General features: G+C 65.4%; 25 protein-coding genes. 15 read left to right on the plus strand and 10 right to left on the minus strand.

Annotation, left to right across the window (positions count from 1 at the left end; all coding sequences use genetic code 11):
* Positions 1 to 158: 158 nt before the first annotated feature.
* Entirely contained in the window at positions 159 to 740 is a 582-nt protein-coding gene (locus tag E2I15_RS04170) for a hypothetical protein (protein WP_137483083.1), read from the plus strand.
* Between the two features lie 43 nt (positions 741 to 783).
* Here E2I15_RS04170 and E2I15_RS04175 read toward each other — a convergent pair whose 3' ends face one another.
* From E2I15_RS04175 to E2I15_RS04195, 5 genes are all read right to left on the minus strand, one after another.
* Positions 784 to 2625 (minus strand): alkaline phosphatase family protein, encoded by a 1842-nt coding sequence (locus tag E2I15_RS04175; RefSeq protein WP_137483082.1) that lies wholly within the window; start codon positions 2623 to 2625, stop codon positions 784 to 786.
* A 139-nt stretch (positions 2626 to 2764) separates the two neighbouring features.
* Entirely contained in the window at positions 2765 to 5989 is a 3225-nt protein-coding gene (locus E2I15_RS04180) for an efflux RND transporter permease subunit (RefSeq protein ID WP_137483081.1), read from the minus strand.
* Positions 5982 to 7202, minus strand: a complete 1221-nt coding sequence (locus tag E2I15_RS04185) for an efflux RND transporter periplasmic adaptor subunit (RefSeq protein WP_137483080.1) — start codon at positions 7200 to 7202, stop codon at positions 5982 to 5984. The genes E2I15_RS04180 and E2I15_RS04185 overlap by 8 nt, the downstream gene beginning before the upstream one ends.
* Positions 7203 to 7313: 111 nt before the next feature.
* A complete protein-coding gene (locus E2I15_RS04190) occupies positions 7314 to 7670 on the minus strand; it encodes a hypothetical protein (protein ID WP_137483079.1) in 357 nt (118 codons plus the stop codon).
* A gap of 92 nt (positions 7671 to 7762) precedes the next feature.
* The gene (locus tag E2I15_RS04195; protein ID WP_137483078.1) at positions 7763 to 7990 is read right to left on the minus strand and encodes a hypothetical protein; all 228 of its coding nucleotides are present in this window, start codon (positions 7988 to 7990) and stop codon (positions 7763 to 7765) included.
* A 94-nt stretch (positions 7991 to 8084) separates the two neighbouring features.
* On the opposite strand from E2I15_RS04195, the gene E2I15_RS04200 reads away from it, so the two are divergent.
* The 4 genes from E2I15_RS04200 (at position 8085) to E2I15_RS04215 (ending at position 12336) form a co-directional block, all read left to right on the plus strand.
* A complete protein-coding gene (locus E2I15_RS04200) occupies positions 8085 to 8579 on the plus strand; it encodes an ArsI/CadI family heavy metal resistance metalloenzyme (protein WP_137483077.1) in 495 nt (164 codons plus the stop codon).
* Positions 8580 to 8703: 124 nt separating this feature from the next.
* A complete protein-coding gene (locus E2I15_RS04205) occupies positions 8704 to 11403 on the plus strand; it encodes a bifunctional diguanylate cyclase/phosphodiesterase (protein WP_137483076.1) in 2700 nt (899 codons plus the stop codon).
* Between the two features lie 81 nt (positions 11404 to 11484).
* Entirely contained in the window at positions 11485 to 11934 is a 450-nt protein-coding gene (locus E2I15_RS04210) for a PPC domain-containing DNA-binding protein (RefSeq protein ID WP_137483075.1), read from the plus strand.
* Positions 11935 to 12039: 105 nt separating this feature from the next.
* Complete coding sequence (locus E2I15_RS04215) at positions 12040 to 12336, plus strand: septal ring lytic transglycosylase RlpA family protein (protein ID WP_038385833.1); 297 nt, start codon at positions 12040 to 12042, stop codon at positions 12334 to 12336.
* 19 nt (positions 12337 to 12355) lie between these two features.
* On the opposite strand, the gene E2I15_RS04220 is transcribed toward E2I15_RS04215, so the two are convergent.
* A complete protein-coding gene (locus E2I15_RS04220) occupies positions 12356 to 14824 on the minus strand; it encodes a PAS domain-containing hybrid sensor histidine kinase/response regulator (RefSeq protein ID WP_246668388.1) in 2469 nt (822 codons plus the stop codon).
* Positions 14825 to 14926: 102 nt separating this feature from the next.
* Positions 14927 to 15706, minus strand: a complete 780-nt coding sequence (locus tag E2I15_RS04225) for a thermonuclease family protein (protein WP_137483073.1) — start codon at positions 15704 to 15706, stop codon at positions 14927 to 14929.
* A 340-nt stretch (positions 15707 to 16046) separates the two neighbouring features.
* Here E2I15_RS04225 and E2I15_RS04230 point away from each other — a divergent pair, with 340 nt between their 5' ends.
* The 4 genes from E2I15_RS04230 to E2I15_RS04245 all read left to right on the plus strand — a co-directional run bounded on the left by E2I15_RS04230 (position 16047) and on the right by E2I15_RS04245 (position 19759).
* The gene (locus tag E2I15_RS04230; protein ID WP_016840474.1) at positions 16047 to 16253 is read left to right on the plus strand and encodes a hypothetical protein; all 207 of its coding nucleotides are present in this window, start codon (positions 16047 to 16049) and stop codon (positions 16251 to 16253) included.
* Between the two features lie 207 nt (positions 16254 to 16460).
* Entirely contained in the window at positions 16461 to 18476 is a 2016-nt protein-coding gene (locus E2I15_RS04235) for an acetyl-CoA carboxylase biotin carboxylase subunit (RefSeq protein ID WP_155262204.1), read from the plus strand.
* Positions 18477 to 18596: 120 nt separating this feature from the next.
* Positions 18597 to 19463: an isocitrate lyase/PEP mutase family protein gene (locus E2I15_RS04240; protein WP_137477412.1), complete on the plus strand. Its 867-nt coding sequence runs from the start codon at positions 18597 to 18599 to the stop codon at positions 19461 to 19463.
* Positions 19460 to 19759, plus strand: a complete 300-nt coding sequence (locus E2I15_RS04245) for an acylphosphatase (RefSeq protein ID WP_137477415.1) — start codon at positions 19460 to 19462, stop codon at positions 19757 to 19759. Before E2I15_RS04240 ends, E2I15_RS04245 begins: the two co-directional genes overlap by 4 nt.
* 9 nt (positions 19760 to 19768) lie before the next feature.
* On the opposite strand, the gene E2I15_RS04250 is transcribed toward E2I15_RS04245, so the two are convergent.
* Positions 19769 to 20581, minus strand: coding sequence for a class I SAM-dependent methyltransferase (locus E2I15_RS04250; protein WP_137477416.1), 813 nt, complete (start codon positions 20579 to 20581; stop codon positions 19769 to 19771).
* A 229-nt stretch (positions 20582 to 20810) separates the two neighbouring features.
* Between E2I15_RS04250 and E2I15_RS04255 the strand changes: the two genes are divergently transcribed.
* The 4 genes from E2I15_RS04255 to E2I15_RS04270 all read left to right on the plus strand — a co-directional run bounded on the left by E2I15_RS04255 (position 20811) and on the right by E2I15_RS04270 (position 23920).
* Positions 20811 to 21368 (plus strand): GbsR/MarR family transcriptional regulator, encoded by a 558-nt coding sequence (locus E2I15_RS04255; RefSeq protein ID WP_069278205.1) that lies wholly within the window; start codon positions 20811 to 20813, stop codon positions 21366 to 21368.
* A gap of 26 nt (positions 21369 to 21394) precedes the next feature.
* Complete coding sequence (locus tag E2I15_RS04260) at positions 21395 to 22051, plus strand: DUF4166 domain-containing protein (RefSeq protein WP_137477422.1); 657 nt, start codon at positions 21395 to 21397, stop codon at positions 22049 to 22051.
* Positions 22048 to 23484 carry a TIGR01777 family oxidoreductase gene (locus E2I15_RS04265; protein ID WP_137477423.1) on the plus strand — a complete coding sequence of 479 codons (1437 nt, stop codon included), beginning with the start codon at positions 22048 to 22050 and terminating at the stop codon, positions 23482 to 23484. The genes E2I15_RS04260 and E2I15_RS04265 overlap by 4 nt, the downstream gene beginning before the upstream one ends.
* Positions 23485 to 23557: 73 nt before the next feature.
* Positions 23558 to 23920, plus strand: a complete 363-nt coding sequence (locus E2I15_RS04270; RefSeq protein ID WP_137477425.1) for a hypothetical protein — start codon at positions 23558 to 23560, stop codon at positions 23918 to 23920.
* Between the two features lie 18 nt (positions 23921 to 23938).
* On the opposite strand, the gene E2I15_RS04275 is transcribed toward E2I15_RS04270, so the two are convergent.
* Entirely contained in the window at positions 23939 to 24796 is an 858-nt protein-coding gene (locus E2I15_RS04275) for a LysR family transcriptional regulator (protein WP_137477889.1), read from the minus strand.
* Positions 24797 to 24911: 115 nt separating this feature from the next.
* On the opposite strand from E2I15_RS04275, the gene E2I15_RS04280 reads away from it, so the two are divergent.
* On the plus strand, positions 24912 to 25337 hold the full coding sequence (locus E2I15_RS04280) for a tautomerase family protein (protein ID WP_137477428.1): 426 nt from the start codon (positions 24912 to 24914) through the stop codon (positions 25335 to 25337).
* Positions 25338 to 25340: 3 nt separating this feature from the next.
* Here E2I15_RS04280 and lipB read toward each other — a convergent pair whose 3' ends face one another.
* Positions 25341 to 26069 carry a lipoyl(octanoyl) transferase LipB gene (lipB, locus tag E2I15_RS04285; RefSeq protein WP_137477430.1) on the minus strand — a complete coding sequence of 243 codons (729 nt, stop codon included), beginning with the start codon at positions 26067 to 26069 and terminating at the stop codon, positions 25341 to 25343.
* A gap of 60 nt (positions 26070 to 26129) precedes the next feature.
* Between lipB and E2I15_RS04290 the strand changes: the two genes are divergently transcribed.
* Positions 26130 to 26375, plus strand: a complete 246-nt coding sequence (locus tag E2I15_RS04290) for a FliM/FliN family flagellar motor switch protein (protein ID WP_021080574.1) — start codon at positions 26130 to 26132, stop codon at positions 26373 to 26375.
* Positions 26376 to 26435: the final 60 nt, after the last annotated feature.

Consider the following 26435-nt stretch of genomic DNA (forward strand, 5'->3'; position numbering starts at 1 on the left):
CGCCCGCCCCGGCTGCTATAGGACTGAACCGTGACAGCTTCTAAAGCGACCAAATAGCAACCATCTAAAAATCTCGGAACGCAAGTTCCGAATCATTAACCACTCGTTTACGCCCGCATGGAAAAGCTGGCCTGAGATAGGAATTGAAAGCTCCCACAATGTCTACCCCAAGTACCAAGACCGCTGAGCCTCTCAGCGGTGCGTTGCATCCGTCCTGCCGTAAGACTGCCGCCCATGCGCTCACCATTGTGCGCGACGGCGTGATCACCGGCGAAGGCCCGACCACCAAGGGTCGCATCCATTTCTCCCGGTCGCTCGATGCCGATGACGCTGCCTGGTGCGCGCGCATCCTGACGGCAGCCGCGGTCGAGCATCAGCCGGTCAGCCGGGCCGAGATCGAGGCGCTGTTCGCGATCAACGAGGCCGCTGCCGAGCGCAGCGATGGCGGCCGGTTCGACGATCTGCTCGCCAAGGCGATCGCCCATCATGCCGCCTCCGAGTCCGGCCTGCCGGTGCCGCCGCGCACGGTGGCGCTGTCGCCCGACACCGAGATCGATCGCTGGGCGCCGGGGCAGGGCGCCAAGATGGACACCAAGGTCCTGGAGTGGATCGCGGGCCAGATGCGCGGTCAGCGCCGCACCGGCCGCGCGCTGGCGGCGATGGTGGCGACGCTGGTCGGCGCGACTGCGCTGCCGCTCGCGGCGCAGCTCCCCAACGTGTTCGACATCGGGATGATGTAAGCCATCATCCCGCGTGACTGGAATTCGACGAGAGCGGCGGGGATCACTTCCCCGCCGTTTTCTGTCTGCCGCCGGTTTCCTCGAGCCCGAGCGTCCGTCCCGGAAACCCGGCGACGTCGAAATAGCGGGTCGAGAGCACGCGCTGGAATTTCAGCACGGTGCGCAGGCCGTTGGCCGACGGCTTCTTCGACATGATGGTGCCCTCGGCCATCTTCGGCACGATGCCGTTCGGCAGCGCCTCCGACATCACCCGGCCGATCAGGCCGCCATTGTTCGGCGCGCGCAGGCCGAGCAGCTGGGCGGCGGTCATGCCGACATCGGCGTTGCTGACCGGCAGCGGATCGACATAGCCCGCCTTGAAGTCGGGGCCGATCGCCGCGGTGAAGTTGAAGGTGTCGCCGCGGCTGAAGCTGCCATGCATGCCCTGGCCCTGGCGCAGCACGGTGTCGGCGACCTGCACCGAGCAGTTGGTCGGGATTTCGCAACCGCTCGACCAGGAGCGGAAATTGACCACGATCGATGGGTTCGGCGTCACCGCCTTGCCCTTCAGATTGAGGTTCGACATAGGCAGCGTGCCGGGGAAGGTGCCGAGCTTGTCGTCGACAAACAGGCCGCTGACATAGTCCTGCTCGAGCAGCGCCTTGATGACGCGATCGGCGAGCTTCTTGTCGTGGTTCGGCAGATAGATCAGATCCGAGCCGCCATTGGTCGCGATCACGACGTCAGGCTTGGCCGGATCCTGGCCGAGCACGCCGTTGCCGGCCTTCGGGTGGGCGTTGTCGGCGACCTTCGCGTTCTTGTCGTTGGGGTCGAACAGCGGCAGGTCCAGCGCCTTGGCGAGGTCGATCGCCAGAAAGCCCATCGGCAGGAAATCCTTCGGCGTGTCGCTATAGGCGATCTTGGCCGAGGGGCTGGTCTTGCTCTCCTTCGAGATCGTCGAGAAGCCGTGGTCGGAGGAGATCATGATGTTGGTGTCGGCGGAAAGCCCGAGCTCGTCGAGCGCCTTGCGCAACTGCGCAAGGTTGTTGTCGGCGTTCCTGATGCCGGCCATCGAGGTCGGGCCGTTGATGCCGGGGGTGATGGTGTTGAGGCTGTCGCCGGTGTTGTGCTGGCTGCCGTCCGGATCGCGCGACCAGAACACCAGCACGAACGGCTTGTTGCGCGCCTTGAACATCGGCAGCACGACCTTGGTCGCGACGTCGGCCATGTAGGCCTGCTGCGCCACGTTGGCGACCGTGGTGCCGGGCGTCTTGGCATCGCCGGCCTTGGCGTTGTCGCCGCGGCTCGGGGTGGCGAGCGGAAGACCCGCCTTGGTCAGAGCCTCCTTCATCTCGTCTGACAGCGGCACGCCGGTTTTGCCGCCGGTCGAATCGTCGATCACGATCGTGTTCTTGCCGCGATCGGTGTGGTCGAACAGCAGGGTCGGGCCGACCTTGCCGATGGCGGCGGTGCTGAAACCCTGGCCGCGGGCCATCTTCAGCAGCGTCTCCTCGTTGAGGTAGTCGCCATTGAAGTGATCGTCGACATCGGCAAGCACCGCGTCGTTCTCGATGAAGGGGACCACGGTGTCGCCTGCCGGCGCCGAGGTGTAGCCGGTATAGATCGTGTTGGAGAAGGTGCCGGTGTCGCCGAGGTAGTGGCCGGTCGACAGCGCCGAGCCGTTCGCCATCGTGAAGGTCGGAAACAGCGAGTGCGAATTCTTGAAGTTGACGCCCTTGTCGCGGATCTCGGCCATGGCCGGTGCCGTCTCCGGCGTCACGATGCCGCCGCGCAGGCCGTCGGGGACGAACAGGATGAGGTTGCGGGGCTTGGCGTTCTGCGCCGAGGCGGCGCCCGCCGAAAGCGCGATCATGCTCGCGGACAGTAAGGTAATGGCACGACGCATGGTGTTATTCCCCCTGATGAAGCCCCGCGGCAGCCCGCCGCAGTCTTCGTTTAGTTTTGCTATATGACAGAAATGTTACAGCGCTTGTTCGGCGCTGTAACGGTCGGATTTTTCCGGCGGAATGCCGATCAACACACTTTCATTCCGCAGGTTGAATCGCGGTTCTCTCATTGCGCGCAGCGCTGCCGGCATGCCCGTACCGAGCATAGAGCGCCGGCAGCACGGCAAGCGTCAGCAGGGTCGCGCTGATCAGGCCGCCGATTACGACGGTGGCGAGCGGCTTCTGCACCTCGGCTCCGGTGCCGGTGGCGAACGCCATCGGCACGAAGCCGAGTGAGGCCACCAACGCGGTCATCACCACGGGGCGGAAGCGGGTGAGGGCGCCTTGCTCGATGGCTTCCCGCATCGGCACGCCGCGCTCGCGCAACTGCCGGACGAAGCTCAGCATCACGAGCCCGTTCAGCACCGCAACGCCCGACAGCGCGATGAAGCCGACCGCCGCCGAGATCGAGAACGGCATGCCGCGCAGCCAAAGTGCGGCGATACCGCCGGTGAGCGCAAGCGGCACCGCGCTGAACACCAGCAGGGCATCGCGGGCCGAGCCCATCGCTGCCAGCAGCAACAGGAAGATCATCGCAAAACACGCCGGCACCACGACGGCCAGGCGCTGGCGCGCCGCGGCAAGATTCTCGGATTGGCCGCCCCAGGTCATCCAATAGCCCGGCGGCAACTGCACCGATTGCGCGACTTTTGCCTGGGCTTCCTCGACCACCGAGCCGAGATCGCGGCCGCGAACGTTGGTTGTCACCACGATGCGGCGCTTGCCGTTCTCGCGGCTGATCTGGTTCGGCCCCTCGGTGAAGGAGAACTGGGCGACGCGGTTGAGCGGCAGGCTCTGTACCGGCGAACTCGGCGTCGCCTTCGGCAACGCGACCGGCAAATTGCTCAGCGCCTCGAGATCGGAGCGCACGCTTTCCGGCAATCGCACCACGATGTCGAAGCTGCGATCGCCCTCGTAGACGACGCCGGCATCCTGGCCGCCGACTGCGGCGCCGATCACGTCCTGCACGGCCGAGACGCTGAGGCCGCGCCGGGAGATCGCCGCCTTGTCGACCTTGATCTCGAGCACGGGCAGGCCGCCGGCCTGTTCGACCTTGACGTCGGTCGCGCCGCGCACGCTGCGTAGCGCGGCAGCAATCTGGTTGGCGGCTTTCTGCATCGGCCCGAACTCGTCACCGAAAACCTTGACCGCGATGTCGCCGCGAACGCCGGCGAGCAGTTCGTTGAAGCGCATCTGGATCGGCTGGGTGAATTCGTAGACGTTGCCGGGCAGCCGGCCGACCGCCTTCGAGATCTCCTCGATCAGTTGCTCCTTGGTCAGCGATGGATCCGGCCACTGCTCGCGCGGCTTCAAGATGATGAAGGTGTCGGACGCGTTCGGCGGCATCGGATCGCTCGCCACCTCCGCGGTGCCGGTCTTGGAGAAGACGAAAGACACCTGCGGAAAGCGGCTGACGGCCTTCTCGACCGACAGCTGCATCGCCTGCGACTGCGACAGCGCCGTGCTCGGAATCCTGAGCGCGTGCATGGCGATGTTTTTCTCGTCGAGCGAGGGGATGAACTCCTGGCCGAGGCGGAAGAACCCGAACAGGGCGGTGGCGAACAGCACGACCGCCACCGCGATGACCGGCAAAGGTGTTGCAACCGCGCGCCGGAGCAGCGGGCTGTAGCAGCGCTTCAGCGCCGCAACGAGTCGGTTTTCCTGCTCCTGCACGCGACCGGTGATGCCGATCGCGATCAGCGCCGGAACCAGTGTCAGCGACAGCAGGAAGGCGGCCGCGAGCGCTAGGATCACGGTCAGCGCCATCGGCTCGAACATCTTGCCTTCGACGCCAGTGAAGGTCAGGAGCGGCACATAGACCAGGAGGATGATGGCCTGGCCATAGAGGCTCGGCTGGACCATTTCAACAGCGGACGCCCGCACCGTCGCCAGCCGTTCGTCGCGCGTCAGCACGCGGCCAAGCGCTTGCTGCTTCTCGGCGAGGTGACGCAGGCTGTTCTCGGTGATGATCACGGCGCCGTCGACGATCAGGCCGAAATCCAGCGCGCCGAGGCTCATCAGATTGGCGCTGATGCGGCCCTGCCACATGCCGATCGCCGTCATAAACATGGCGACCGGGATCACCAGCGCCGTGATCAATGCCGCGCGGAAATTGCCGAGCAGCACGAACAGCACGGCGATCACGAGCAGTGCGCCTTCACTGAGGTTGCGCGCCACGGTGCCGATCGTTGCATCGACCAGCTGGGTGCGATCCAGCACGGTCTTGACCTCGATGCCGGCCGGCAACGACGGCATGATTGTCCGCAGTTTGGCGTCGACGGCGGCCGACACCGTGCGGCTGTTGGCGCCGATCAGCATCAGTGCCGTGCCGACCACGACCTCGCGGCCGTTCTCGCTGGCGCTGCCGGTGCGCGTCTCGCCGCCGATCGAAAGCGCCGCGAGGTCGCGGATCCGGACCGGGACGCCGCCGCGGGTGGTGACGACGACGGCGCCGAGCTCCTCGATGTTCTCGAGCCGGCCGCCGGACCGCACCACGAACCCTTCGCCGTTGCGCTCGATGTAGCGCGCGCCGCGGCTGACATTGTTGGTCTCGATCGCTTTGGCGACGTCGGCGAAGGTGAGGCCGAGCGCGATCAGCTTCGCCGCATCGGGGTGGACCTGATACTGCTTGAGGTATCCGCCGATCGTATCGACGCCGGCGACACCAGGCACCATCTTGATCTGCGGCTTGATGATCCAGTCCTGCACGGTGCGCAGATAGGCGTCTTTCTCGAGCTCGCTCTGCAGCATCTGGCCGTCCGCCGTCAGGAAGCGGCCGTCGCTTTGCAGGCCCGGCGCGCCGTCGGCCTGCACCTTCTGCCCGGAATAATGGACGGTCCACATATAGATCTCGCCAAGGCCGGTCGAGGTCGGGCCGATCCGCGGCTCGATGCCTTGCGGCAGGCGCGCGCGGACCTCGGTCAGGCGCTCGCCGACCTGCTGGCGAGCGAAATAGATGTCGCTGGCCTCGCTGAACACCGCCGTGATCTGCGAGAAGCCGTTGCGGGAGAGCGAGCGCGTGCTCTCGAGCCCCGGCGCGCCGGCCAGCGCCGTTTCGATCGGGAAGGTGATCTGCTTCTCGATTTCGGCCGGCGACAGCGCCGGTGCCACGGTGTTGATCTGGACCTGCTTGTTGGTGATGTCGGGCACCGCGTCGATCGGCAACCTGGTCAGCGCAAGGCCGCCGAGGAACATCAGGATCGCCGCCAATGTGACGACCACCCAGCGCCGCTGGATCGCAAGACCAATGATGCGCTCAATCATGGTCGTGCTCCGCCTCGTCCTTCTCGAACTCCGCCTTCAGCGTGAAGGTGTTCTGCACCGCGATGGTCTCGCCGGCTGCGAGGCCGGCGACGATCTCGATGTCGTCGTCGTCCTCGCGGCCGGTGCGCACCGATCTCGCCTCGAAGCCGTCGGCATCGCGCACGAACACGGTCGGCGTTCCCTTGATGGTCTGGAGCGCCTTCTTCGAGACGATCACGGTCGACGGCGCACCTGACAGCGGGACTTCCGCGGTGACGAAGGTGCCCGGCTTCCAGCGGTGGTCCTTGTTGGGCATGGTCGCGATCACGCGCGCGTTGCGGGTCTCGCGGTCGAGCAGAGGGCTGACGAAGATCACGCCGGCATTGGCTTCATCCTCGGTGCCGATGGCGCGGATCTTCACCGAAACGCCTTCGCGGACCGCGCCGATGTCTTCGGGGGAGACCGCGAGGTCGACCCAGATGTCATCGAGATTGACGATGACATAGAGCTCGCTCTCCTGGCCCTCGCGCCCGATCAATCCGCCGAGATCGACGCGCCGTTCGGACACCCGGCCGCTGATCGGCGCGCGCAAGAACTGCGTCCGCAGGCTCTCCGGGGGCTGGTTCGGCAGATCGGCGATCTCGCTCTCCGAGAGGCCAAGCGCAAACAGCTTCTGCCGGGCGCCATCGAGCTTGATCTGGGCGTCGTTCGCGGTCAGCCGCGTCCGCAGGAACTCGTTTTCCGACACAATGCGGGTCTCGACCAGCGTCTTCTGCCGCGCGTAGAGGGTCTGCTGCAGATCGTTGGTGAGCCGCGCGGCGAGGTATTCGCTCTTCGCGTCGGCCACCTCACGGCTTTCGATCGCGGCGACGATCTCGCCCTTCTCGACGACGTCGCCGAGGCGCTTGCGCAGTTCCGTGACCGTCGCAAGCACGCGCACCGAGACCCGGCCGATGTGATCCGCATCGGGGATCAGCGATCCCGGCGCGAGGAAATGCCGCTTCAGCATGCCGCCGCTGGCTTGCGCGAAGGTGATGCCGGCTTCGCGAACCTGGTCTTCGCTCAGCTCGATATGTCCGGGGGCCTCGTGCCGGGCCTCGGTCTTTGTGTCTGTCGTCGCAATCTCCTGCGTCGCGGCCGGGAACCTGACCGGCCAGCCGATCCATCCCGCCGCCGCAACGACCAGTGCAATGCCGGCGGCCATGCCGGCGAAAAATAGAACAACCCGTTTCATATGCGCCTCTCCGCAGCGCAGGCCTATGGCCCTGCGCTGTCGCGACATCGATCTGTGCGGAAGCGTGCGCTGCCGAATGGCGGCGGCGCACGGCCGGTTATGTCGACCGGATCAGGCGCGGGGTGGCTTGAAGGGAGAGAGGCGATCGGCCGAAGCGGGCAGCTCAGTGCTGCTGTGGCCATAGCTATGCGGCGCATAGGCGATCGGGAACGCGGTCTCCTGCGGAGCCACGGACGCGACGTGCGTCAGGCAATGGTCGCCGTGAGGCGAGGCGGGGTGCGCCGGGGCCTTGCCGCTGGCGCTGGCGTCGTTGATCGACTGCGCGATCGAGAAGCCGGGAGCCGCGTCGGCATCGCCATCGGAGGTCCAGCCATGGAAGAACGACAGCACCAGCGCGAGCGAAATCAGTCCCGCAAGCAGGCTGCGCCAGCGGCGCGATCCCGTTGCGTGAGGAGAAGACTGAATCATGGTGCGCGAAGCGTCCATGGGGCCTACTTAGCGCCGTGCCCGCGCGCGTTCAAGTTCGGGTCCGCGACAGATTGGCCGTGGATACTATAACGTTACGCGCTGTCTGCGGTTCGGCGCAGCAGCCATCGGCGCGCCGCGACGATGGTCCAGATCGCTTCGACGAGGCCGAACGGCCAGGCGCCCTGCAGGAAACCGTAGGCCGAGCCGAGCGCGCAGGAGACAGCGAAGGCCAGGATGAACCAGGGGCTGCGATCTTCGGCCGCATAGCAGACGAGCATCATGGTCACGGCGAATAACCCGAACAGCGTCAGCGCATCCATTCCGCAGCAGAACCCCTGTTGTAACGCTGTTGATATCTGAGCATGCTTGGGATGGAATATCCATCCAGCCTCGCCGCCCTGAAAGGACTGCCCCATGAAGCGCATGCATGTTCACGTCGCGGTAAAGGATATCCCGCAATCGGTCGGCTTCTACTCGGCGCTGTTCGGGGCCGAGCCGACGGTCGTGAAATCCGACTATGCCAAATGGATGCTCGATGATCCCCGCGTCAACTTCGCGGTATCGAGCCGCGGCCGCGAACCGGGCCTCGACCATCTCGGCATTCAGGTCGAGAGCGCCGAAGAGCTCGGCGAGGTGTACGGACGGCTGCGCAAGGCCGGCGGCGAGGTCATCGAGCAGGGCCAGACTGTGTGCTGCTATGCCAAGTCGGAGAAGTCGTGGATTGACGATCCCGCGGGGATCGCCTGGGAGACGTTCCATACGACCGGTGAAAGCATCGTCTATGGCGACGGCACCGGCGAGCGGACCGCGCGTATCGCGCACGAGAAGCAAGAAGGCAAACAGAGCGCGTGTTGCTCCCCTCAGCCTCAGGCCGCGCCGCCCGGGGGCTCGGCTTGCTGCAGCTCGTGAGCATGCAGCGGCCGCGGGGCCGATCGCGCGCGAGTCCACGCGGGCCTTAACCGTCCGATAACTGATTTTCCTAACCACCCCTTGGGTTGTGTTCCCATACAAGGGCGCCCACAGGGGCAGGAAAATGTCGGTTGTCTCAACGGGCGGCGTGCCGGAATACCGGCGGCTGTCGATCAAGGGTGTGCGCGCCAGCAGGATGGGCGCCATCCAGTGGCTCGTCCTGAGTGCCGCGCTGCTGGTGCTCGCGATCACGCTTGGCACTGGCTATCTCGCGCTGCAGTTTCGCGAGCGCGCGCTGGAGATGTCAGAGCGCGAGCTCAACAACACCGCGCTGCTGCTGTCGCGGCATTTCGACCAGCAGCTTACAGATCTCCAGCATGTCCACGACGACATCGTGAATTATCTGCGGGCCGAGCAGGTCGAGACCGCCGATCAGTTCGAAAAGAACATGTCGCTCTTGAGCGCGCACGAGATGCTGCGCACGCGGCTGGCGGCGCTGCCGCATGTCGGTGGGCTCAATCTGTTCAACGCCAAGGGGTGGCTGATCAACTCATCCGAGATGTGGCCGGTGCCCGACATCAGCGTCGCTGACCGGCGCTATTTCCGGGAGTTCACTTCGGGGCGGCCGACCTCGCCTGTCATCGTCGAGCCTGCAATGAGCAAGGTGAGCGGCAACTGGACCACGATCTTTGCGCGCAAGATCACGGGACGCAACGGCGAGATCATCGGGTTCGCGAGCCGCGGCGTCGAGCCGAGCCATTTCGAGGATTTCGTGGCCTCGCTGGCGCTGAGTGGCGACACCGTGATTTCGATGATCCACCGCGACGGCACGATCATCGCACGCTATCCGCAGGATGCCAGCGTGATCGGCCGCAACATCATCAACCTGCCGGTGTTCCAAAAGGTCATCAGCTTTGGCGGCAACACGTCCGGACGCTTTATTGGCGCTTTAGGCGAGGAGAACGTCGGTGCGGTCAGATCGCTGTCGCACTTTCCGATCCTGATCCTCGCTACCACGAAAACATCGAGCGCGCTGGAGGACTGGCGCGCCCAGACCAAGCTGCAGTTTTGCGCAGCCGTGCTGGCGGTCCTGATCATCAGCTTCGCGGTCTTTCTGATCGTCCGCCAGCTGCAGCGGCAGCACGATGCGGCAAGCCGCCGGCTATCCGAGAAGAGCCAGCACCTCGACACCGCGATCAACACCATGACGCAGGGGCTGCTGTTGTTCGATGCCTCGGCGCGGCTCGTGATCTGCAACCAGCAATATATCGACATGTTCGGCCTTTCGCCTGATGTCGCCAGGCCGGGCTGCCATCTGCGCGACCTGATCCTGCATCGCCAGGCGATCGGCTCGTTCGTCGGCGACGTCGATGAGTACTGCGCCCGCTTCACCAATCCCAGGGGTGACGAGGTCCGGGACTCCGTGATCATGACGCCGGACGGTCGCAGCATCCGCCTGATCTACAAGCGTGCACCCGACGGCGGCTGGGCCACCACGCTCGAGGACGTCACCGACGGACGGCGTGCGCAGGCGCGGATCGAGTATCTCGCGCATTACGATGCGCTGACCAATCTGCCGAACCGGACGCTGTTTCAGCGCCACGCGGAAGGGCTGCTGCTCGAGGCCGCCACGCGCGAGTTCGCCATCCATTACATCGATATCGACGAGTTCAAGCGGATCAACGACACGCTGGGCCATCTGATCGGCGATGAGTTCCTGCGGCACGTCGCCGAGAAGCTGCGTCTGTCGATCGGGTCGAACGACTTCATCGCGCGGCTCGGCGGCGACGAGTTCGCGATCGTTCAGCACGATATCACCTCGGACGACGACGTCGGCGACCTGGTCGCGCGCATCTATCAGTCGCTGCGCACGCCGTTCGACTGCCTTGGCCATCATTTGTCGAGCGACGCCAGCATCGGCATTGCGATCGCTCCGCGTCACGGCTCCGACCTGTTCCGCCTGCTCAAATGTGCCGACCTTGCGATGTACGCCGCCAAGGCGGCGGGCCGCAGGACCTATCGCTTCTTCGATCCGGCGATGGAAGCGCAGGCCAATCTGCGCCGCGCGCTGGAGGCCGATTTACGCACCGCCCTGGCCGAGGGCGGCTTCGAGCTGCACTACCAGCCGCTGGTCGACTTGCGCAGCGACGAGGTGACCGGCTGCGAAGCGTTGCTGCGCTGGCGGCACCCCATGCGCGGCATGATCTCACCGGCGGAGTTCATACCGGTTGCCGAGGAGACCGGGCTGATCGAGGAGATCGGGCAGTGGGTGCTGCGCACCGCCTGCACCGAGGCGGCAGCCTGGCCGGCGCATGTGCGCGTCGCGGTCAACGTCTCGCCGATCCAGTTCACGTCGGAGACGCTGGCGCTGAAGGTTGCGAATGCGCTTGCCGAGAGCGGGCTCGATCCGCGCCGGCTCGAGCTCGAGATCACCGAGGCGGTGCTGATCGCCGACGACGATGCGGCGCTGGTCACGCTCGGCCAGCTCCGCGCGCTCGGTGTCCACATCGCGCTCGACGATTTCGGCACCGGATACTCGTCGCTGCAGTACCTGCAACGCTTCCCGTTCGACAAGATCAAGATCGACCGCAGCTTCGTCAAGGAAGTGACCCGCAACAGCGGCTCGGCCTCGATCATCCGCGCCGTGGTCTCGATCGCAGCCGACCGCAACATGATCACCACCGCCGAGGGCGTCGAGACCGACCAGCAGCGCGACACCGTGCAGATGCTCGGCTGCACGCAGATGCAGGGCTATTTGTTCAGCAGGCCGGTTCCTGCGCGGGACCTGCGGACGCTGCTCGCGGCCGATAGCGTCGCCGCCTGAGCGGCTGCCGATCCCCTCCGTCAGGAACAATCGTCGCCGTCTCCGATTGAGAGTGGAGGCTCTTGAGAGGCGAGGCGGTCCATGAAAAGCAAGCTCGTGTCCGATGCGCCCAGCGCGCAGGTTCACGTCGTCGTGCTCGATAGCGGCGAGGAAGCGTTCGGCGCGCTGACGAAGTTCGCCAATGATGCGAAGGTGACGGCGGCGTCGCTCACTGCGATCGGCGCGTTCGAGCGGGCAACCGTCGGCTGGTTCGATTTCGCGTCGAAGAGCTACCGCAAGATCGAGATCAATGAGCAATGTGAAGTGCTGTGCGCGGTCGGCGATATCGCGACCGGCGACGACGGCAAGGCCAGCCTGCACACGCACATCGTGCTCGGACTGTCGGACGGGTCGACCCGCGGCGGCCATCTGCTTGCCGGCATCGTCCGTCCGACGCTGGAGGTTGTGGTCACGGAAGCTCCCGCCAGGCTTCGCCGTCGGAAGCGGCCCGAGCTCGGCCTTGCCCTGATCGATCCCGCCGCGACCGCCTGACGCTTTCCGTCAAAAAGTTCCTGAAAATCGACCCGCCGACGCAAAGGCGCGGAACCGAAACCGTGGAACCGCGTTCCCTTGCGGGGCTCGACCGGCAGGCGATCAATGAAAACCGCAGCAACGTCCGCGGCCATGCTGCTGTTTGCCTCATGCATGGCAAACGCAGAGAGTGGCCTTGCGTCCTATTATCGTGGCATCGGCAAGAGTGGCGAGATGACCTGCGCGCATCGCAAGCGGCCATTCGGCAGCATGATCACCGTCTCTTATCTGGGAAAATCGATCCGGTGCCGCGTCAATGACCGCGGCCCGTTCGTTCGTGGGCGGATCATCGATGTTTCGACCACGGCGGCCCGCGCGCTCGGCATCCTTCAGCTCGGCGTCGCGCATGTCGTGATCCAGTAGGGCGCGGCGGGCGACAGGATCAGGGCTTGGAAGCGGTCGCCCGCTGTTCGGCGATCGCCTTTCGGAGCGTCCGTGACAGCGCCTCGACCGAATAGGGTTTCTGGATCAGCTCGAAGCCGCTATGCGCATTCTCGGCGAGCACGTTGCTGTAGCCGCTGGTCAGCACCACCGGCAGACCGGGAAAGCGGTCGCGGATGATGCCGGCGAGCTCGACGCCGTTCATGCCCGGCATGATCACGTCGGAGAACACCAGGTCGGCGGCGAACTCGTTCTCCGAGAGGATCGAGAGCGCGGCATTGGCATTGGCCGCGCGCTTGACCGAATAGCCGAGATCCTCGAGCAGCTCGGTGGAGAACTGGCCGACATCATCGTTATCCTCCACCACGAGGACGCGATAGCCGCGGCCGATCGAAGCCTGCTCGGTGCCCGCGCTGGCGGCGACCTTGGCGTCCGCCGGGCGCATCGCTTGCGGCAGATAGATGGTGAATGTCGCGCCGTGCCCGGGCGTGGAGGTGACCTCGATGTCGCCGTCGGATTGCTTGACGAAGCCGAAGGCCTGGCTCAATCCGAGACCCGTTCCCTTGCCGACCTCCTTTGTCGTGAAGAACGGTTCGAAGATCGCGTCGAGATTTTCCGGCGAGATGCCGGTGCCGGTGTCCTGGATCGAGACCGTGACGAAATCGCCGCTGCGCGAGGCCTGGGCGCGCAGGGCAGGGATATTCTTGACTTTCCGGACGCCGATCGTCAGCCGGCCTTCGCCGCTCATGGCATCGCGGGCGTTGACCGCGAGATTGAGCAGCGCGGTCTCGAACTGGCCGATGTCGGCGATCGCAAAGCAGTCGGGATCCTCGATCCTGACCTCGATGTGAATCCGCGCGCCGACCAGCGGGCGGATCAGCTGCGTCACGCTGTCGACCTGCGTCCCGACATTGAACACTTCCGGATTGAGCGGCTGCCTGCGCGCAAACGCCAATAGCTGCGCGGTGAGCTTGGAGGCCCGCTCCACGGTCTCGGAGATCGCGTCGATATAGCGGCGGCGCCGGTCGTCCGGCAGCTCGCGGCGGCGCAGGAAGTCGGTCGCGGAGCGGATGATGGTGAGCAGATTGTTGAAATCATGCGCGACGCCGCCGGTGAGCTGGCCGACCGCTTCCATCTTCTGCGATTGCCGCAGGGCTTCCTCGCCGCGGCGCCGTTCGGTGATGTCGACGGCCTCCGGCACGGCGCCGACGATGGTGCCGTGCTGGTCCTGCAGTGGCCGCATCGCGAAATCGAAATAGCGTTCGCCGATCGGCAGGCGCAGCTGCATCTCGATCTTGACTTCCTCGCCGCGCATCACGGTCGCAAAGGCATTCTGGATCACGCGCGGCATGCCCTCGGTCGCGGCGAACCACGGCGTGTCCCAGAACGGCTTGCCGACGACGTCGGCGGCATCGGTACAGATGCCGGCCAGCGCCGTCTGGTTGGTGTAGAGCAGGCCGCCATCGCGGTTGAGCAGCATCTGGTATTGATGGCTGGTTTCCAGGATCGCGCGCATCTGCGCTTCGCGGGATTCGAGCTGCGCGGTGCGCTCCAGGATGCGCCGCTCCAGCGACTCGTTGAGCTTGCGAAGCTCGATCTCGGCTTCCTTGGCCGCCGTGATGTCGTGTGCGACGCCGATGAAGCCGATGTGCTTGCCGTTCGGGTCCCAGCGCGGCTGCGATTCCGAGCGCAGCCAGCGCCAATTGCCCGCGGCGTTCCGATAGCGGGCCTCGAGCACGAATGGCTTCAGCGACAGCTCGCCGGTGATCTGCTCCTGCAGGATTTGCGGCAGGTCATCCGGATGCAGCGCCTTGCGCCAGTCGAACACGATCGCTTCCTCGAACGGCAGTCCAAGGAAGTCGAGATAGGCTTGGTTGGCAAAGGAGCGGGTGCGGTCGAGCTTGGTCACCCAGATCGGCACCGGCGCGCTGTCGGCGATCAGGCGGAAACGCTCTTCGCTCTCGCGCAGGGTCTCCTGCGCCAGCATCTGATCGGTGACATCGAGATCGGCGCCGACCAGCCGCAGCGCACGGCCGCTGCGATCGCGCTCGATCTTGGCGACGACGCGGATCCAGCGGCTCTCGCCGTCGTTCGGGCGGATGATGCGGTATTCGGCCGTGTAGTCTTCGCCGCCGGCCTTGAGCACGCCGAACAGGTGCCGGATCGTGCGTTCGCGATCCTCGGGGTGGATGCGCGCGACCCAGTTTTCATAGGTCTCGTTGACCTCTTCGGGCGGCAGCCCGTGCACCAGGAGATATTCGGGAGAGCGGCGGTTGCGCACGCCGTCGCGGAAATCGATCTCGAGTCCGCCGACCCGCGCGATGCGCTGGATCCGCGCCAGTTCCGCCTCGCGCTCCTGGAGCTCGCGATGGGCGCGATCGCGTTCGCGCGCGATCTCCTCAAGATGCTGCCGCAGCCGTTCGGCTGCCGCAGCTTCGGGAAGCACATCAGCGGGATCGGACGGGGTCATACGCGCCGGCAACCTCTCGGTGCAGTTTCACACAGGACGCGGCGGCTTTGCCAGCTTGATTTACTGCGATCACTTGCCCTTCACTGGTTCTTCACTTGCCGTTTACTTGGCTTTGGGCGGGCGGCAATTATAGGCCCGGCGGAACCCGGCCGCCTGTGCATCCTCCTCGGAGCAGAACCAGCGATCCGGATTGCCGAGGCCCGGGTAACTGCGGCACGCCTGCAGATGGTAGATGCCGACATTGCCGGTGACGCGGGCGCGCACGGCGTACTTGCCCTTGATGTTGCAGCTGGCCGGCATCGGCAAGTCGTCGGGAAAGAGCGCGTCGCGGACCTGTTGGTCGCGGTCGGCGGGGCAGGCGTTGCCGAGCAGGGCGCCGTCCTTCCTGGCCGTACGAAAGTCGCGCGGCGCCACGAAGCAGCCCTTCCAGAGCCCGGCGCGATTGTCCTTGGCGGTGGCTTCGTCCGGCTTGAATCGGCCAGTGGCCGATTCCTCGACATTGAGAGCATAGCCCTTCTGGACCAGCACCTGGCTAAGGCTGGTCGGGTCGCCCTCGATCTTGCAGACGCCGAGGCGGCGCTTCTTGAAGGTCGGATCGACGCCGATATCGTCGCAGTGAACCTGCTTGCCGCCGATCAGCCTGGTCAGCTGGTCGCGCGCCTCGATCCCGCAGGTCCAGACGTCGGCGTGCTCGTCGATGCAGAGCTGATCGACCGCCGGCGCGTCGATGCCGTCGAGCCGATAGGTCGTGTTGCCGAGCTGAACGGTGCCGGCGTCCTTGATGACCGCTGACGCCGTCGGGCCTGCGATTGCAGTCAGGCTGGTGGTTGCAGAGAGGCAGGCCAGGAGAAGCGTGGTGGCGACCGGATTTCGAAACCGCATTTTCTCAACTTCAGATCTTTGGCGGGCATCTGAACTTCTAGCACAAGCCGGTACGATCCAACCAAGGACTGTTCGCGAATAGGGGCGTGCGCACCGTCACGTCCCGATCGGCATTCCGCGACGTAGAACGGCCGGACATTGCCATTGAAGGGATGCGCATGGCCGAGTTCAATCATTAACGTCCTCGCCGAAATCGTCACCGACATCTGGACCTGCAATGCCTCGCGCGCTGGCGGCGGAAGAGAAGGGCGGCCCAGGAGACCGCGTCCGATCAAAGATCCGATTGACTTGATGAGAACAAAATAGGAACATGATGCGCCACCTGAATCCCGGATAACCCATGATGTCTGCACGGCCCGAATCTGACGACGATGACGGGCTGGAAGCCGCTGTCGATCAGGCCATTTCCGCCTGCGGCGGCAATCTGCGCGCCACCATCCGGGCGCTGATCGTGGCCAATGAATTCCTCGAGAACGAGGTCAGCGAACTGATGAAAGCCGTCGCGAAGGCGCATTCGCGTGGCCGCTTCAAGACCTATTCGGGCTGAAATACCCCTCAGGCTACCGCCGAGGATTTGGCCGAGGATTTGGCCAGGCATCGGGCAGGACGTGCATTAGACCGTTGCCTCCGGGGCAATTTGCTGTACCACGGAGTGGTTACGCCCAATCGCCCGTGCCAGATTGCGCGGGGAGGAATCCTGCCAAAGCCCAAGTGCTAAGAAGCACAAGTCCTAAGAAGCCCAAGCAAGAAGACCATGTTCAAGAAAATCCTGATCGCCAACCGCGGCGAGATCGCCTGCCGGGTCATCAAGACTGCGCGCCGTATGGGGATTGCGACGGTCGCCGTCTATTCCGAGGCCGACCGCGATGCGCTGCATGTCGAGATGGCGGACGAAGCCGTGCTGATCGGCCCGCCCGCCGCGGCCGAGAGCTATCTTCTGATCGACAAGATCGTCGAGGCCTGCCGCAAGACCGGCGCGCAGGCGGTGCATCCCGGCTACGGCTTCCTGTCCGAGCGCGAGGCGTTTCCGCGCGCGCTGGAAGCCGCCGGCATCGTCTTCATCGGCCCGAACCCCGGCGCCATCGCCGCGATGGGCGACAAGATCGAATCCAAGAAGGCGGCTGCGAAGGCCAAGGTCTCGACCGTGCCGGGTCATCTCGGCGTCATCGAGGACGACAAGCACGCCGTCCAGATCGCCGACGAGATCGGCTACCCCGTGATGATCAAGGCCTCCGCCGGCGGCGGCGGCAAGGGCATGCGCATCGCGCATTCGAAGGCCGAGGTCGCCGAAGGTTTCAACCTCGCCAAGGCCGAGGCGAAGTCGTCGTTCGGCGACGACCGCGTCTTCATCGAGAAGTTCATCGTCGATCCCCGCCACATCGAGATCCAGGTGCTCGGCGACAAGCATGGCAATGTGATCTATCTCGGCGAGCGCGAGTGCTCGATCCAGCGCCGCAACCAGAAGGTCATCGAGGAGGCGCCGTCGCCGCTGCTCGACGAGATCACCCGCCGGAAGATGGGCGAGCAGGCGGTCGCGCTGGCGAAGGCGGTGAACTACGATTCGGCCGGCACCGTGGAATTCGTCGCCGGCCAGGACAAGAGCTTCTACTTCCTGGAGATGAACACCCGCCTGCAGGTCGAGCATCCCGTCACCGAATTGATCACCGGCATCGACCTGGTCGAGCAGATGATCCGCGTCGCCGCCGGCGAGAAGCTCGCGATCGCGCAGAAGGACGTGACGCTGACCGGCTGGGCGGTGGAATCCCGCGTCTATGCCGAGGATCCGTTCCGCAACTTCCTGCCGTCGATCGGACGGCTGGTGAAATATCGTCCGCCGGCCGAAGCCAGCCATGACGGCATCACGATCCGCAACGACACCGGCGTGCAGGAGGGCGGCGAGATCTCGATCCATTACGATCCGATGATCGCCAAGCTCGTCACCCACGCCCCGTCGCGCGCCGCGGCGATCGAGGCGCAGGCGACCGCGCTCGACGGCTTCTATGTCGACGGCATCAGGCACAACATTCCGTTCCTGTCGGCGTTGATGAACCATCCGCGCTGGCGCGAAGGGCGGCTCTCGACCGGCTTCATCGCGGAAGAGTTCCCCACGGGATTTTCGGCGCGCGCCCCCGAAGGCGAGATTGCGCGGCGGCTGGCCGCGGTCGGCGCTGCCATCGATCACGTGCTCGGCGAGCGCAAGCGGCAGATTTCCGGCCAGATGGGCGGCCGCGTGGTGCAACGCGAGCGCCGCCGCGCGGTGTGGCTCGACCACGCCGAGATCGCACTCGACGTCGCGCGCGAGGCTGACGCGATTGCAGTGCGCTTCATCGGCGCCGACGGGCTGCCCGGCAATCCGCACAATCTGGTGTCGAACTGGGTGCCGGGCGAGCCGGTCTGGCAGGGCACCGTCGACGGCAATTTTGTCGCCGTGCAGGTGCGGGCGATCAACAACGGCTTCCGCCTCGCGCATCAGGGCTTTGAGGTCCCGGTCTATGTCTTCACCGAGACCGAGGCGACCTCGGCGCGGCTGATGCCGGTGGTCTCGGCCGCCGACACCGGCAAGAAGTTGTTGTGTCCGATGCCCGGACTCGTGGTGTCGATCGCGGTGACCGAAGGGCAGGAGGTCAAGGCCGGCGAGACCCTGGCGGTTGTGGAAGCCATGAAGATGCAGAACGTGCTGCGCGCCGAGCGCGACGGCACGGTGAAGAAGATCCACGCCGCCGCCGGCGCTACGCTTGCGGTCGACGCGCTGATCCTGGAGTTCGCGTAACACTGTCATTCCGAAGCGCGCGGGATGCGCGAACCCGGAATCTCGAGATTGAGAGCGAGATGAGATTCCGGGTTCGATGCTTCGCATCGCCCCGGAATGACGGAGAATAGGACATAGCAAATGGCCTTCCGCAATCGCCGCGAAGCACTGCGATCGATTCTCAACGGATCAACCTGCATCCGCCCAGGCTCGGTCTATGATGCGACCTCGATCCGGATTGCGGAGGATCTCGGTTTCGAGCTCGGCATGTTCGGCGGCTCGGTGGCCTCGCTCGCCGTGCTCGGCGATCCCGATATTGCGCTGATCACGCTGACCGAATTCGCCGAGCAGATACGCCGCATGTCGCGTGCGTCGACGCTGCCGGTGCTCGTCGATGCCGACCACGGTTACGGCAACGCGCTCAATGTCCGTCGCACCGTGCAGGAGGTGGAGGCCGCCGGCGCGGCCGGCCTTACCATCGAGGACACGCTGCTGCCGCAGGCGTTCGGCCAGGCCAAGACCCGGCTGATCTCGCTGGAAGAAGGTGTCGGCAAGATGAAGGCCGCGCTTGATGGCCGCAGCGATCCGTCGCTCGTCATCCTGGGCCGGACCGGTGCTGTCTCGATCACTGATCTCGACGATGCGATCGCACGGGCCAGGGCCTATGAGGCGGTCGGCGTCGATGGCTTGTTCTTCACCGGCATCAGATCGCGCGGGGAGTTGGAGGCGCTCTCGGCCGCGACGACGCTGCCGATCGTGCTCGGCGGCGCGCCGGAGGAGATGACCGCGCTCGACTATCTGGCAAGCCAGCGCGTCAGGATCGCGCTGCAAGGCCACGCACCATTCGCGGCCGCAACCCAGGCGGTCTACGAGACGCTGAAGGCGCTGCGCGAAGGCACCTCGCCGAAGAACCTCAGGGGCATTGCCTCGTCCGAACTGACCGGTCGCGTCATGCGCGATGCGGAGACCAAGGCGCGCAGCGGCGAGTTCCTCGGTCTGAAGAAATGAGCGGCGTGATCCGCCACGTCACCATCAGCGGTCGCGTCCAGGGCGTCGGCTATCGCGCCTGGGTCGACGAGCAGGCAAACGCACGCGGCCTCGAAGGCTGGGTCCGCAACCGACGCGACGGTAGCGTCGAGGCGGTGTTTGCCGGCCCCGACGACGTCGTCTCTGACATGATCGCGGCATGCAACCGCGGTCCGTTCTCGGCGCGCGTTGCTGCCGTGCACGCCGCATCAGGCAATTCCGATCTTTTGAACCAGCGCCGGGCAGGGGATCGGTTCTCGGTCCTACCGACGATCTAACGCGCGACATCACGCGACCGCCGAGATCACCAGCGCCTGAATCCGGCCTTCGATCGCGCCGCTGCCGAAGCGGCGCGCAAGCGCCGACGCGGCGTGCTCGGTCGCAGCATCAAGGCCGACACCGCCGCGCGCCTCGATCTCGCCGCGCAATGGTGATCCCTGGCAAAAGCCGATCGCAGGATCATGAGGCGCATTGGCCCGGCTTTGCAGCTGAACATCGTCGATCTCGATCTTGCTGAAGCCTGCGGCTGCAAGGTCGGCCCGGATCGGGTCGACCGCGTAGTGGCCATAAGGCGTGCGCGCCAGGAAGCGCGGCGGATCGGCCGGAAAGACCTCCGCCAATGCCTGGGTCACCACGTCGGCAAACTCGTTGTCTTCGATACGACCCCACATGCTGAACAGGAAACGGCCGCCCGGCTTCAGCACACGGCGCGCCTCCGAATAACCCTTGGGTTTGTCGGGGAAGAACATCGCTCCGAATTGGCAGGCGACGACGTCGAAGCTCGCATTGTCGAACGGCAGGTTCAGTGCGTCGGCCTGCCGCCAGGTGATTGCGGCCCCGCTCGGCATCTGTGACTTCGCTCGTTCGAGCATCGGTTCATTCAGGTCGGTCGCCACGATCCTGGTGTCGCTGCCGAGCGCGGACGCCAGCGCGCGGGTGACGGCCCCGGTGCCGGTTGCCGTCTCAAGCAGGTCGCGCGGGCCAAGAATCTTGGCGCGTTGCGCCAGATCGCGTGCGTAGGGTTCGAAAATCATCGGCACGAGGAGCCGGTCGTAGAGCTCTGGAATGGACCCAACGAAATCCTTGTCGGACGCTGGCATGCGCAATCTCCCTTGCGGCCGCGACGCGGGCAACCCGGCGCACGGCCCAATCATCCATCCGGATCAGCTTGGACGAAGAGCCCGGGGGTCACAAAGGAAAACTCCTCACCTGTGACGAACGGCATTTGCCGGGATGCCGGATAGGTCAGGAGATCTGCCATGTCTCGTCGCCTTCGTGGACCGCATGGCCAGCCTTGACTTTCGCTCTGAACTGTCTGATATTTCTGTTATGACAGAAATAACAGCTAAGAAAAAACTTCCTGCCGTCGTCGAGCGCTTCATCCTGCATTGGGGCGACATGGGAGACGAATGGGGCGTCAACCGCTCGGTCAGCCAGATCCACGGGCTGCTCTACCTCGCCGAAGCGCCAATGACGGCGGAGGACATTGCCGACACCCTCGGCATGGCGCGCTCCAACGTCTCCAACTCGATCAAGGAGCTCTTGTCCTGGGGATTGATCCGGCGAGTGCCGATCCTTGGCGACCGCCGCGACCACTTCGAGGCCGAGACCGACATCTGGGAGGTCGCGGCCAAGATCGCGGCGGGACGCAAGGAGCGCGAAATCGATCCCGCGCTCGCAGCGTTGCGCGCCTGCGTCTCCGACGCGGCCGGCGATCCGGCCATCAGCCCGCTCGCGAGCAAGCGGCTGAAGGAGATGCTGACATTCACCGAGCTTGTCGACCGCTGGTACACGCAGATGCTGAACGTGCCGCGGCCGCGCCTGGTCGCGCTGATCAAGCTCGGCGAGAAGATCGTGAGTTTCCTGCCGACAGGCAGAGCCAAATAGGGACGGCGGCGTAACGGGAGTGTGCGATGGCGTCAGCAAGGATATCCACAGCGCCGGCTTCCGGTACCAAGCTGCTCGACGACCATCGCTTCCGCGCATTGCTGTCGGACGAGGATTGGGGCCGCCTGCCGGTTGCGATCTGGCGGCGCTTCTCGAAACGGTTTGAAGACGGCAACACCGTCGTCTATGTCGGCGAGGTCGAGGAGGCCTCGTGCAGCCGCATCGGCTGGTGGCTGGCGCAGGCCGCGCGGCTGATCGGCGGGCCGTTCCCGACCGGCACCGAAACGCGCGTGCCGATGATCGTCACCGTCACCGAGGACGCGGCCAGCGGCGGCCAGATCTGGACCCGCATCTGCGCGCGCCGCGACGGCTTTCCGCAGGTGATTCATTCCGCCAAGCGTTTTGCCGGGTCCACCGGGCTCGAGGAATATGTCGGCTTCGGCGTCAGCATGGCGCTGCGGATCGCGGTCGAGCACGAGGCGCTGGTGTTTCGCAGCGTCGGCTATTCGCTGCAGCTTGGCCCGTATCGGATGCCGCTGCCCGAATGGCTCACACCCGGCGATCTCACCGTGACCCATTCCGATCTCGGCTGTGGCGACTTCCGCTTCACGCTGGAGATCATCCACCCGCGTTTCGGCCGGCTGATCCGTCAGTCCGCTGTGTTCAGGGAGGCCACGCCATGACGCCGCTGCTTTGGACGCTTGTCGCCATCCAGATTGCGATGGGCGCATTCGATACGTTCTATCACCACGAATTCACCGAGCGGCTGGCCTGGCGTCCCTCGCAGCGCCACGAGCTCCAGCTGCACAGCGTGCGCAACATGCTCTATGCGCTGCTGTTCCTCGTGCTCGGCTGGCTGGAGCTGCACGGCATTCTAGTGGTCGCCATCATGGCCGTCCTCGTCGTCGAGGTTGTCATCACCTTGATGGATTTCGTCGAGGAGGATCTGAGCCGAAAGCTGCCGCCCAGCGAGCGGATCAATCACACGCTGCTGGCGATCAATTATGGCGCCATCCTCGTGCTGCTGGTGCCGGTCCTGATCGGCTGGGCGATGCTGCCGACCGCCGTCGCGCCGGCCTATGCGGGTCCGCTAAGCCTGTTCGCGACCGCTGCGGCCTTCGGCGCCGCGCTGTTCGGCGCGCGCGACTTTGCCGCGGCCAGACGCCTCGGACGGATGGCCAGCGTGCCGGCCGTGACGCTGGTCGAGAAATTGCCGGCGCGGCAGACCGTGCTCGTCACCGGCGCGACCGGCTTCATCGGCAGCCGCCTGGTCGCGAGCCTCACCATATCCGGCCATCAAGTGATCGCGTTGATCCGCAATCCGGCAAAGGCCGACATGCTGCCGCCGCCGGTGACGCTGATCACCAGCCTCGACCAATTGCCCTCCGACTCCCGGATCGACGCCATCGTCAATCTCGCGGGCGAGCCGATCGGCGACGGCCTGTGGACCGAGGCCAAGCGCCGCAAGATCATCGGCTCACGTATCGACATGACGTCTGACGTGATCAAGCTGATCGCGCGCCTCGAACGCAAGCCGTCGGTACTCGTGAGCGGCTCCGCGATCGGCTGGTACGGACTCTGGCAGGACCAGGTGCTGACCGAGTCGGCGAAATCCCACGCCTGCTTCAGTCACGAATTGTGCGAGGCCTGGGAGAATGCGGCCAAGCCGGCGGCGGAACACGGCGTGCGCGTGGCATATTTGCGGATCGGTCTCGTGGTCGGCACTGATGGCGGCTTCATCACGCGGATGCTGACGCCGTTCGAGTTCGGTCTCGGCGGCCCGCTAGGCTCGGGCAAGCAGTGGATGTCGTGGATCGAGCGCGACGACCTCGTGCGCCTGATCGCGCATGTGATTGCGAGACCTGAACTGTCCGGTCCTGTCAACGCGACCGCGCCGATCCCGGTGACCAACACGAAATTCACCGAGGAGCTCGGACGCCGTCTGCACCGGCCGGCGATCTTCCGCGTGCCGGCGGCGCTGCTCCGTGCCGTTGGCGGCGACTTCGCCGACGAGCTCCTGCTCGGCGGCCAGCGCGTGCTGCCGAACAAGGCGCTGAGCGACGGCTTTGTGTTCCGGCACGAAACCCTGCGCAGCGCGTTCGATGCGATCTTGTGAGGAGGCCCGGATGTGCAGCATCTGCTCCCGTGCATTCGGAGGCTGGCTTGCGGGCTGTGGCGCCGCGACCGCGGTGATTTCCGCCGTCGGTCAGACCATCCTGATGATGACGTCGCAGGGCGATGTCGCGCGGCTGCTCTACGGCATCGTCGTGATGTTGCTTCCGTCGGCCGCGGTCTTCATCATCACTTGTCTGCTCACAGCAATTCCCACCGCGATCGTCGTCTGGTTCACTGGGGAGTTCCATATCCGAGCCGCGGGATTTTTCGCGTGCGCAGGCGCGACGATCGGCGCGTTGTGCATCACGGTCCTTCTACGATCCCCGGCTGTCTGGACATCCGGACTGGTTTGCCTGTTCGTCGTGGCCGGGTTTGTTGCCGGCCTGACCTACTGGTTCGTGACGTGCGAACTGGCGGCAGGCGGAGACTCGATGTGAACCGCTACGATGTTCAACCTATGCCGCCGAGGCCACGCTCCGAAACGTCGCAGCCAGCGTCCTGAGTGCCGCGAGCTTGGCGGGATCGCCGACCTTCGAATGCAGCATCACCTTCGACGTGCCGAGCCGAGGTAGCTTGTGGGCAGGGCCGATATCGACCAGGCCCGGCGGTGCGATGCGGCGGACGAGGGGCGCGACGGCCAGCCCTGCAAGCGCGGCCGCCACCACCGCGGTGACGCCGCCGCCAACGAAGCTTTCGGTCCACGCGATGCCGGCCTTGTCCAGCGCGCGCACCGCGAGGGCACGCACGCCGCAGGGCGGGGCGAGGGTCGCGAGCGGCAGCGCATCGCCGCGCGGCCAGACGAAGCGTTTGGCGGCGAACCAGCCGAATTCGTCCTCGGTCAGTTTCTCGCCGCCGCGCCGGCTGCCTTCCTGGCGCACGATCACGGCGTCGAGCTGGCCGGCATCGTAGGCATCGAGCATTTCGCGCGAGAAGCCGATGGTCACGGAAAGGGCAAGCTGGGCGGCCATCGCATGTAGCCGCTCCAGCAGCGGCACCAGCTCCGGGCCCGCGGCGTGATCGCTGATCCCGAGCGTGAGCTGCTGGCGCGCCGGTTTCTCGCCGGCCAGCGCGCGATCATGCACCTCGATCAGCGCCCGGGCGTGGTGCAGGAAGGCCGCGCCGTCGGCGGTCAGCCGCACCGCACGTGGCGAGCGCTCGACCAGCCGCTTGCTGAGCACCGTTTCGAGCCGCTGCAACTTCATGCTGATCGCCGCCTGCGTGGTGCCAAGCGCCTCGGCGGCGCGGGTGAAGCCCTGCAGCTCGGCGACGAGGAGGAAGGCCTGCACGGTGTCGATGTCGAGCGTGACGGTAATGATCAATGATCGTTATCATTGCTATCCATATGGATAAGATACCAAGATGATGCGCGAAGATCTAGCTAGAGGAGGCGCGATTGACCCGCGCCAACCGAATTCAAGGAGACCGATCATGCCGCTCATCACCGTCACCTACGCCACCTCGCGCGAGAGGCCGTCGCTGAAGTCCGACATCGCCGCCGCGGTGTCGGAGTTGACCGCCGGGATTCTGCACAAGGATCCCAAGGTCACTGCTGTTATCGTGAAGTCCGCCGATGCGGCCGACTGGTTCGCGGGCGGCAAGTCGCTCGCCGAGCAGGGGCTTGCGAGCTACTGGCTCGACATCCACGTCACCGAGGGCACCAACACCAAGGACGAGAAGGCGGCCTATCTTGCGGCGCTGTTCAAGCGGATGGGCGAACTGCTCGGGCCGCTCCACACCGAGAGCTACGCCCATGTCGACGAAGTGAAGGGCGATGCCTACGGCTTCGGCGGCCTCACCCAGGAGCGCCGCTACATCGCCGGCAAGCTCGAGGTCGCGCCGCAGAAGGCGGCGTAAGGCCTATGGCGTCGCTTCCGGCAGGCGCACTGCGCTATCGCCGAACACCTCGGAGAAGGCCTGCTGGAGCGCGATGTCGACGTCGGCCATCGTGACCGGCAATCCGAGATCGACCAGCGAGGTGACGCCGTAGCGCGGATCGACCACGCCGCAGGGCACGATGGCCTGGAAGTGCGATAGATCAGGCTCGACATTGATCGCGATGCCGTGGAACGAGACCCAACGGCGCAGCCTCACGCCGATCGCGGCTATCTTGTCCTCATGGCCCGGTCCCTTGTCCGGGCGCCGTACCCAGACCCCGACGCGGTCCTCGCGGCGCTCGCCGCGGACGTTGAAGGCGGCGAGGGTGCGGATGATCCATTCCTCCAGCGAAGCGACATAGGCGCGCACATCGGGCCGCCGCCGCTTGAGGTCGAGCATCACATAGGCGACGCGCTGGCCCGGGCCGTGATAGGTGACCTGGCCGCCGCGGCCGCTCTGGAAGGTCGGAAAGCGCGGCGCGAGCAAATCGTCGGCCTTGCCGCTGGTGCCGGAGGTATAGAGCGGCGGGTGCTCGAGCAGCCATATCAGTTCGGGGGCCGAGCCCGCCGCGATCTTCGCCACCCGGTCGTCCATTGCGGCGAGCGAATCGGGGTAGGGCACCGCGCGGTCCGAAATCCGCCATTCGACCGCACCGCCGCCCGAAGGGCGCGCAAAGGTCGTCAAATCGAGGCTCTGGCGGTCGTTAACCATTAGCTAACCCTAACGTGGTCAGGTGAACCCACAATCTAGTTCCCGTTCGGCGGTTCAGAAGTGCCCACCCTCGATAAAGTCAGCGTTGATCTCATGGTGGTCCTCGGCACCACCACGATGCCGATTCACCAGGTCATGCGGCTATCCCGCGGCGCCATCATCGAACTGGATGCCACCGAGGCCGACGAGGTCAAGATCCTCGCCAACAACCTGCCGGTGGCCAGCGGCGTGGTCTTGGTCGACCGCAACCGGATTGCGGTCGAGGTCAAGCAAATGCTGCCGAAATCTCCCGGGGTTCGCAGTTAATTCCCGCATTAATCGCCTTGTCCCTGCATCCGTGATTTGTTACATGGCCCCGTCGATCCG

It is taken from the genome of Bradyrhizobium sp. BR2003 (assembly GCF_009720285.1).
In the GTDB taxonomy this organism is placed as follows: domain Bacteria; phylum Pseudomonadota; class Alphaproteobacteria; order Rhizobiales; family Xanthobacteraceae; genus Bradyrhizobium; species Bradyrhizobium elkanii.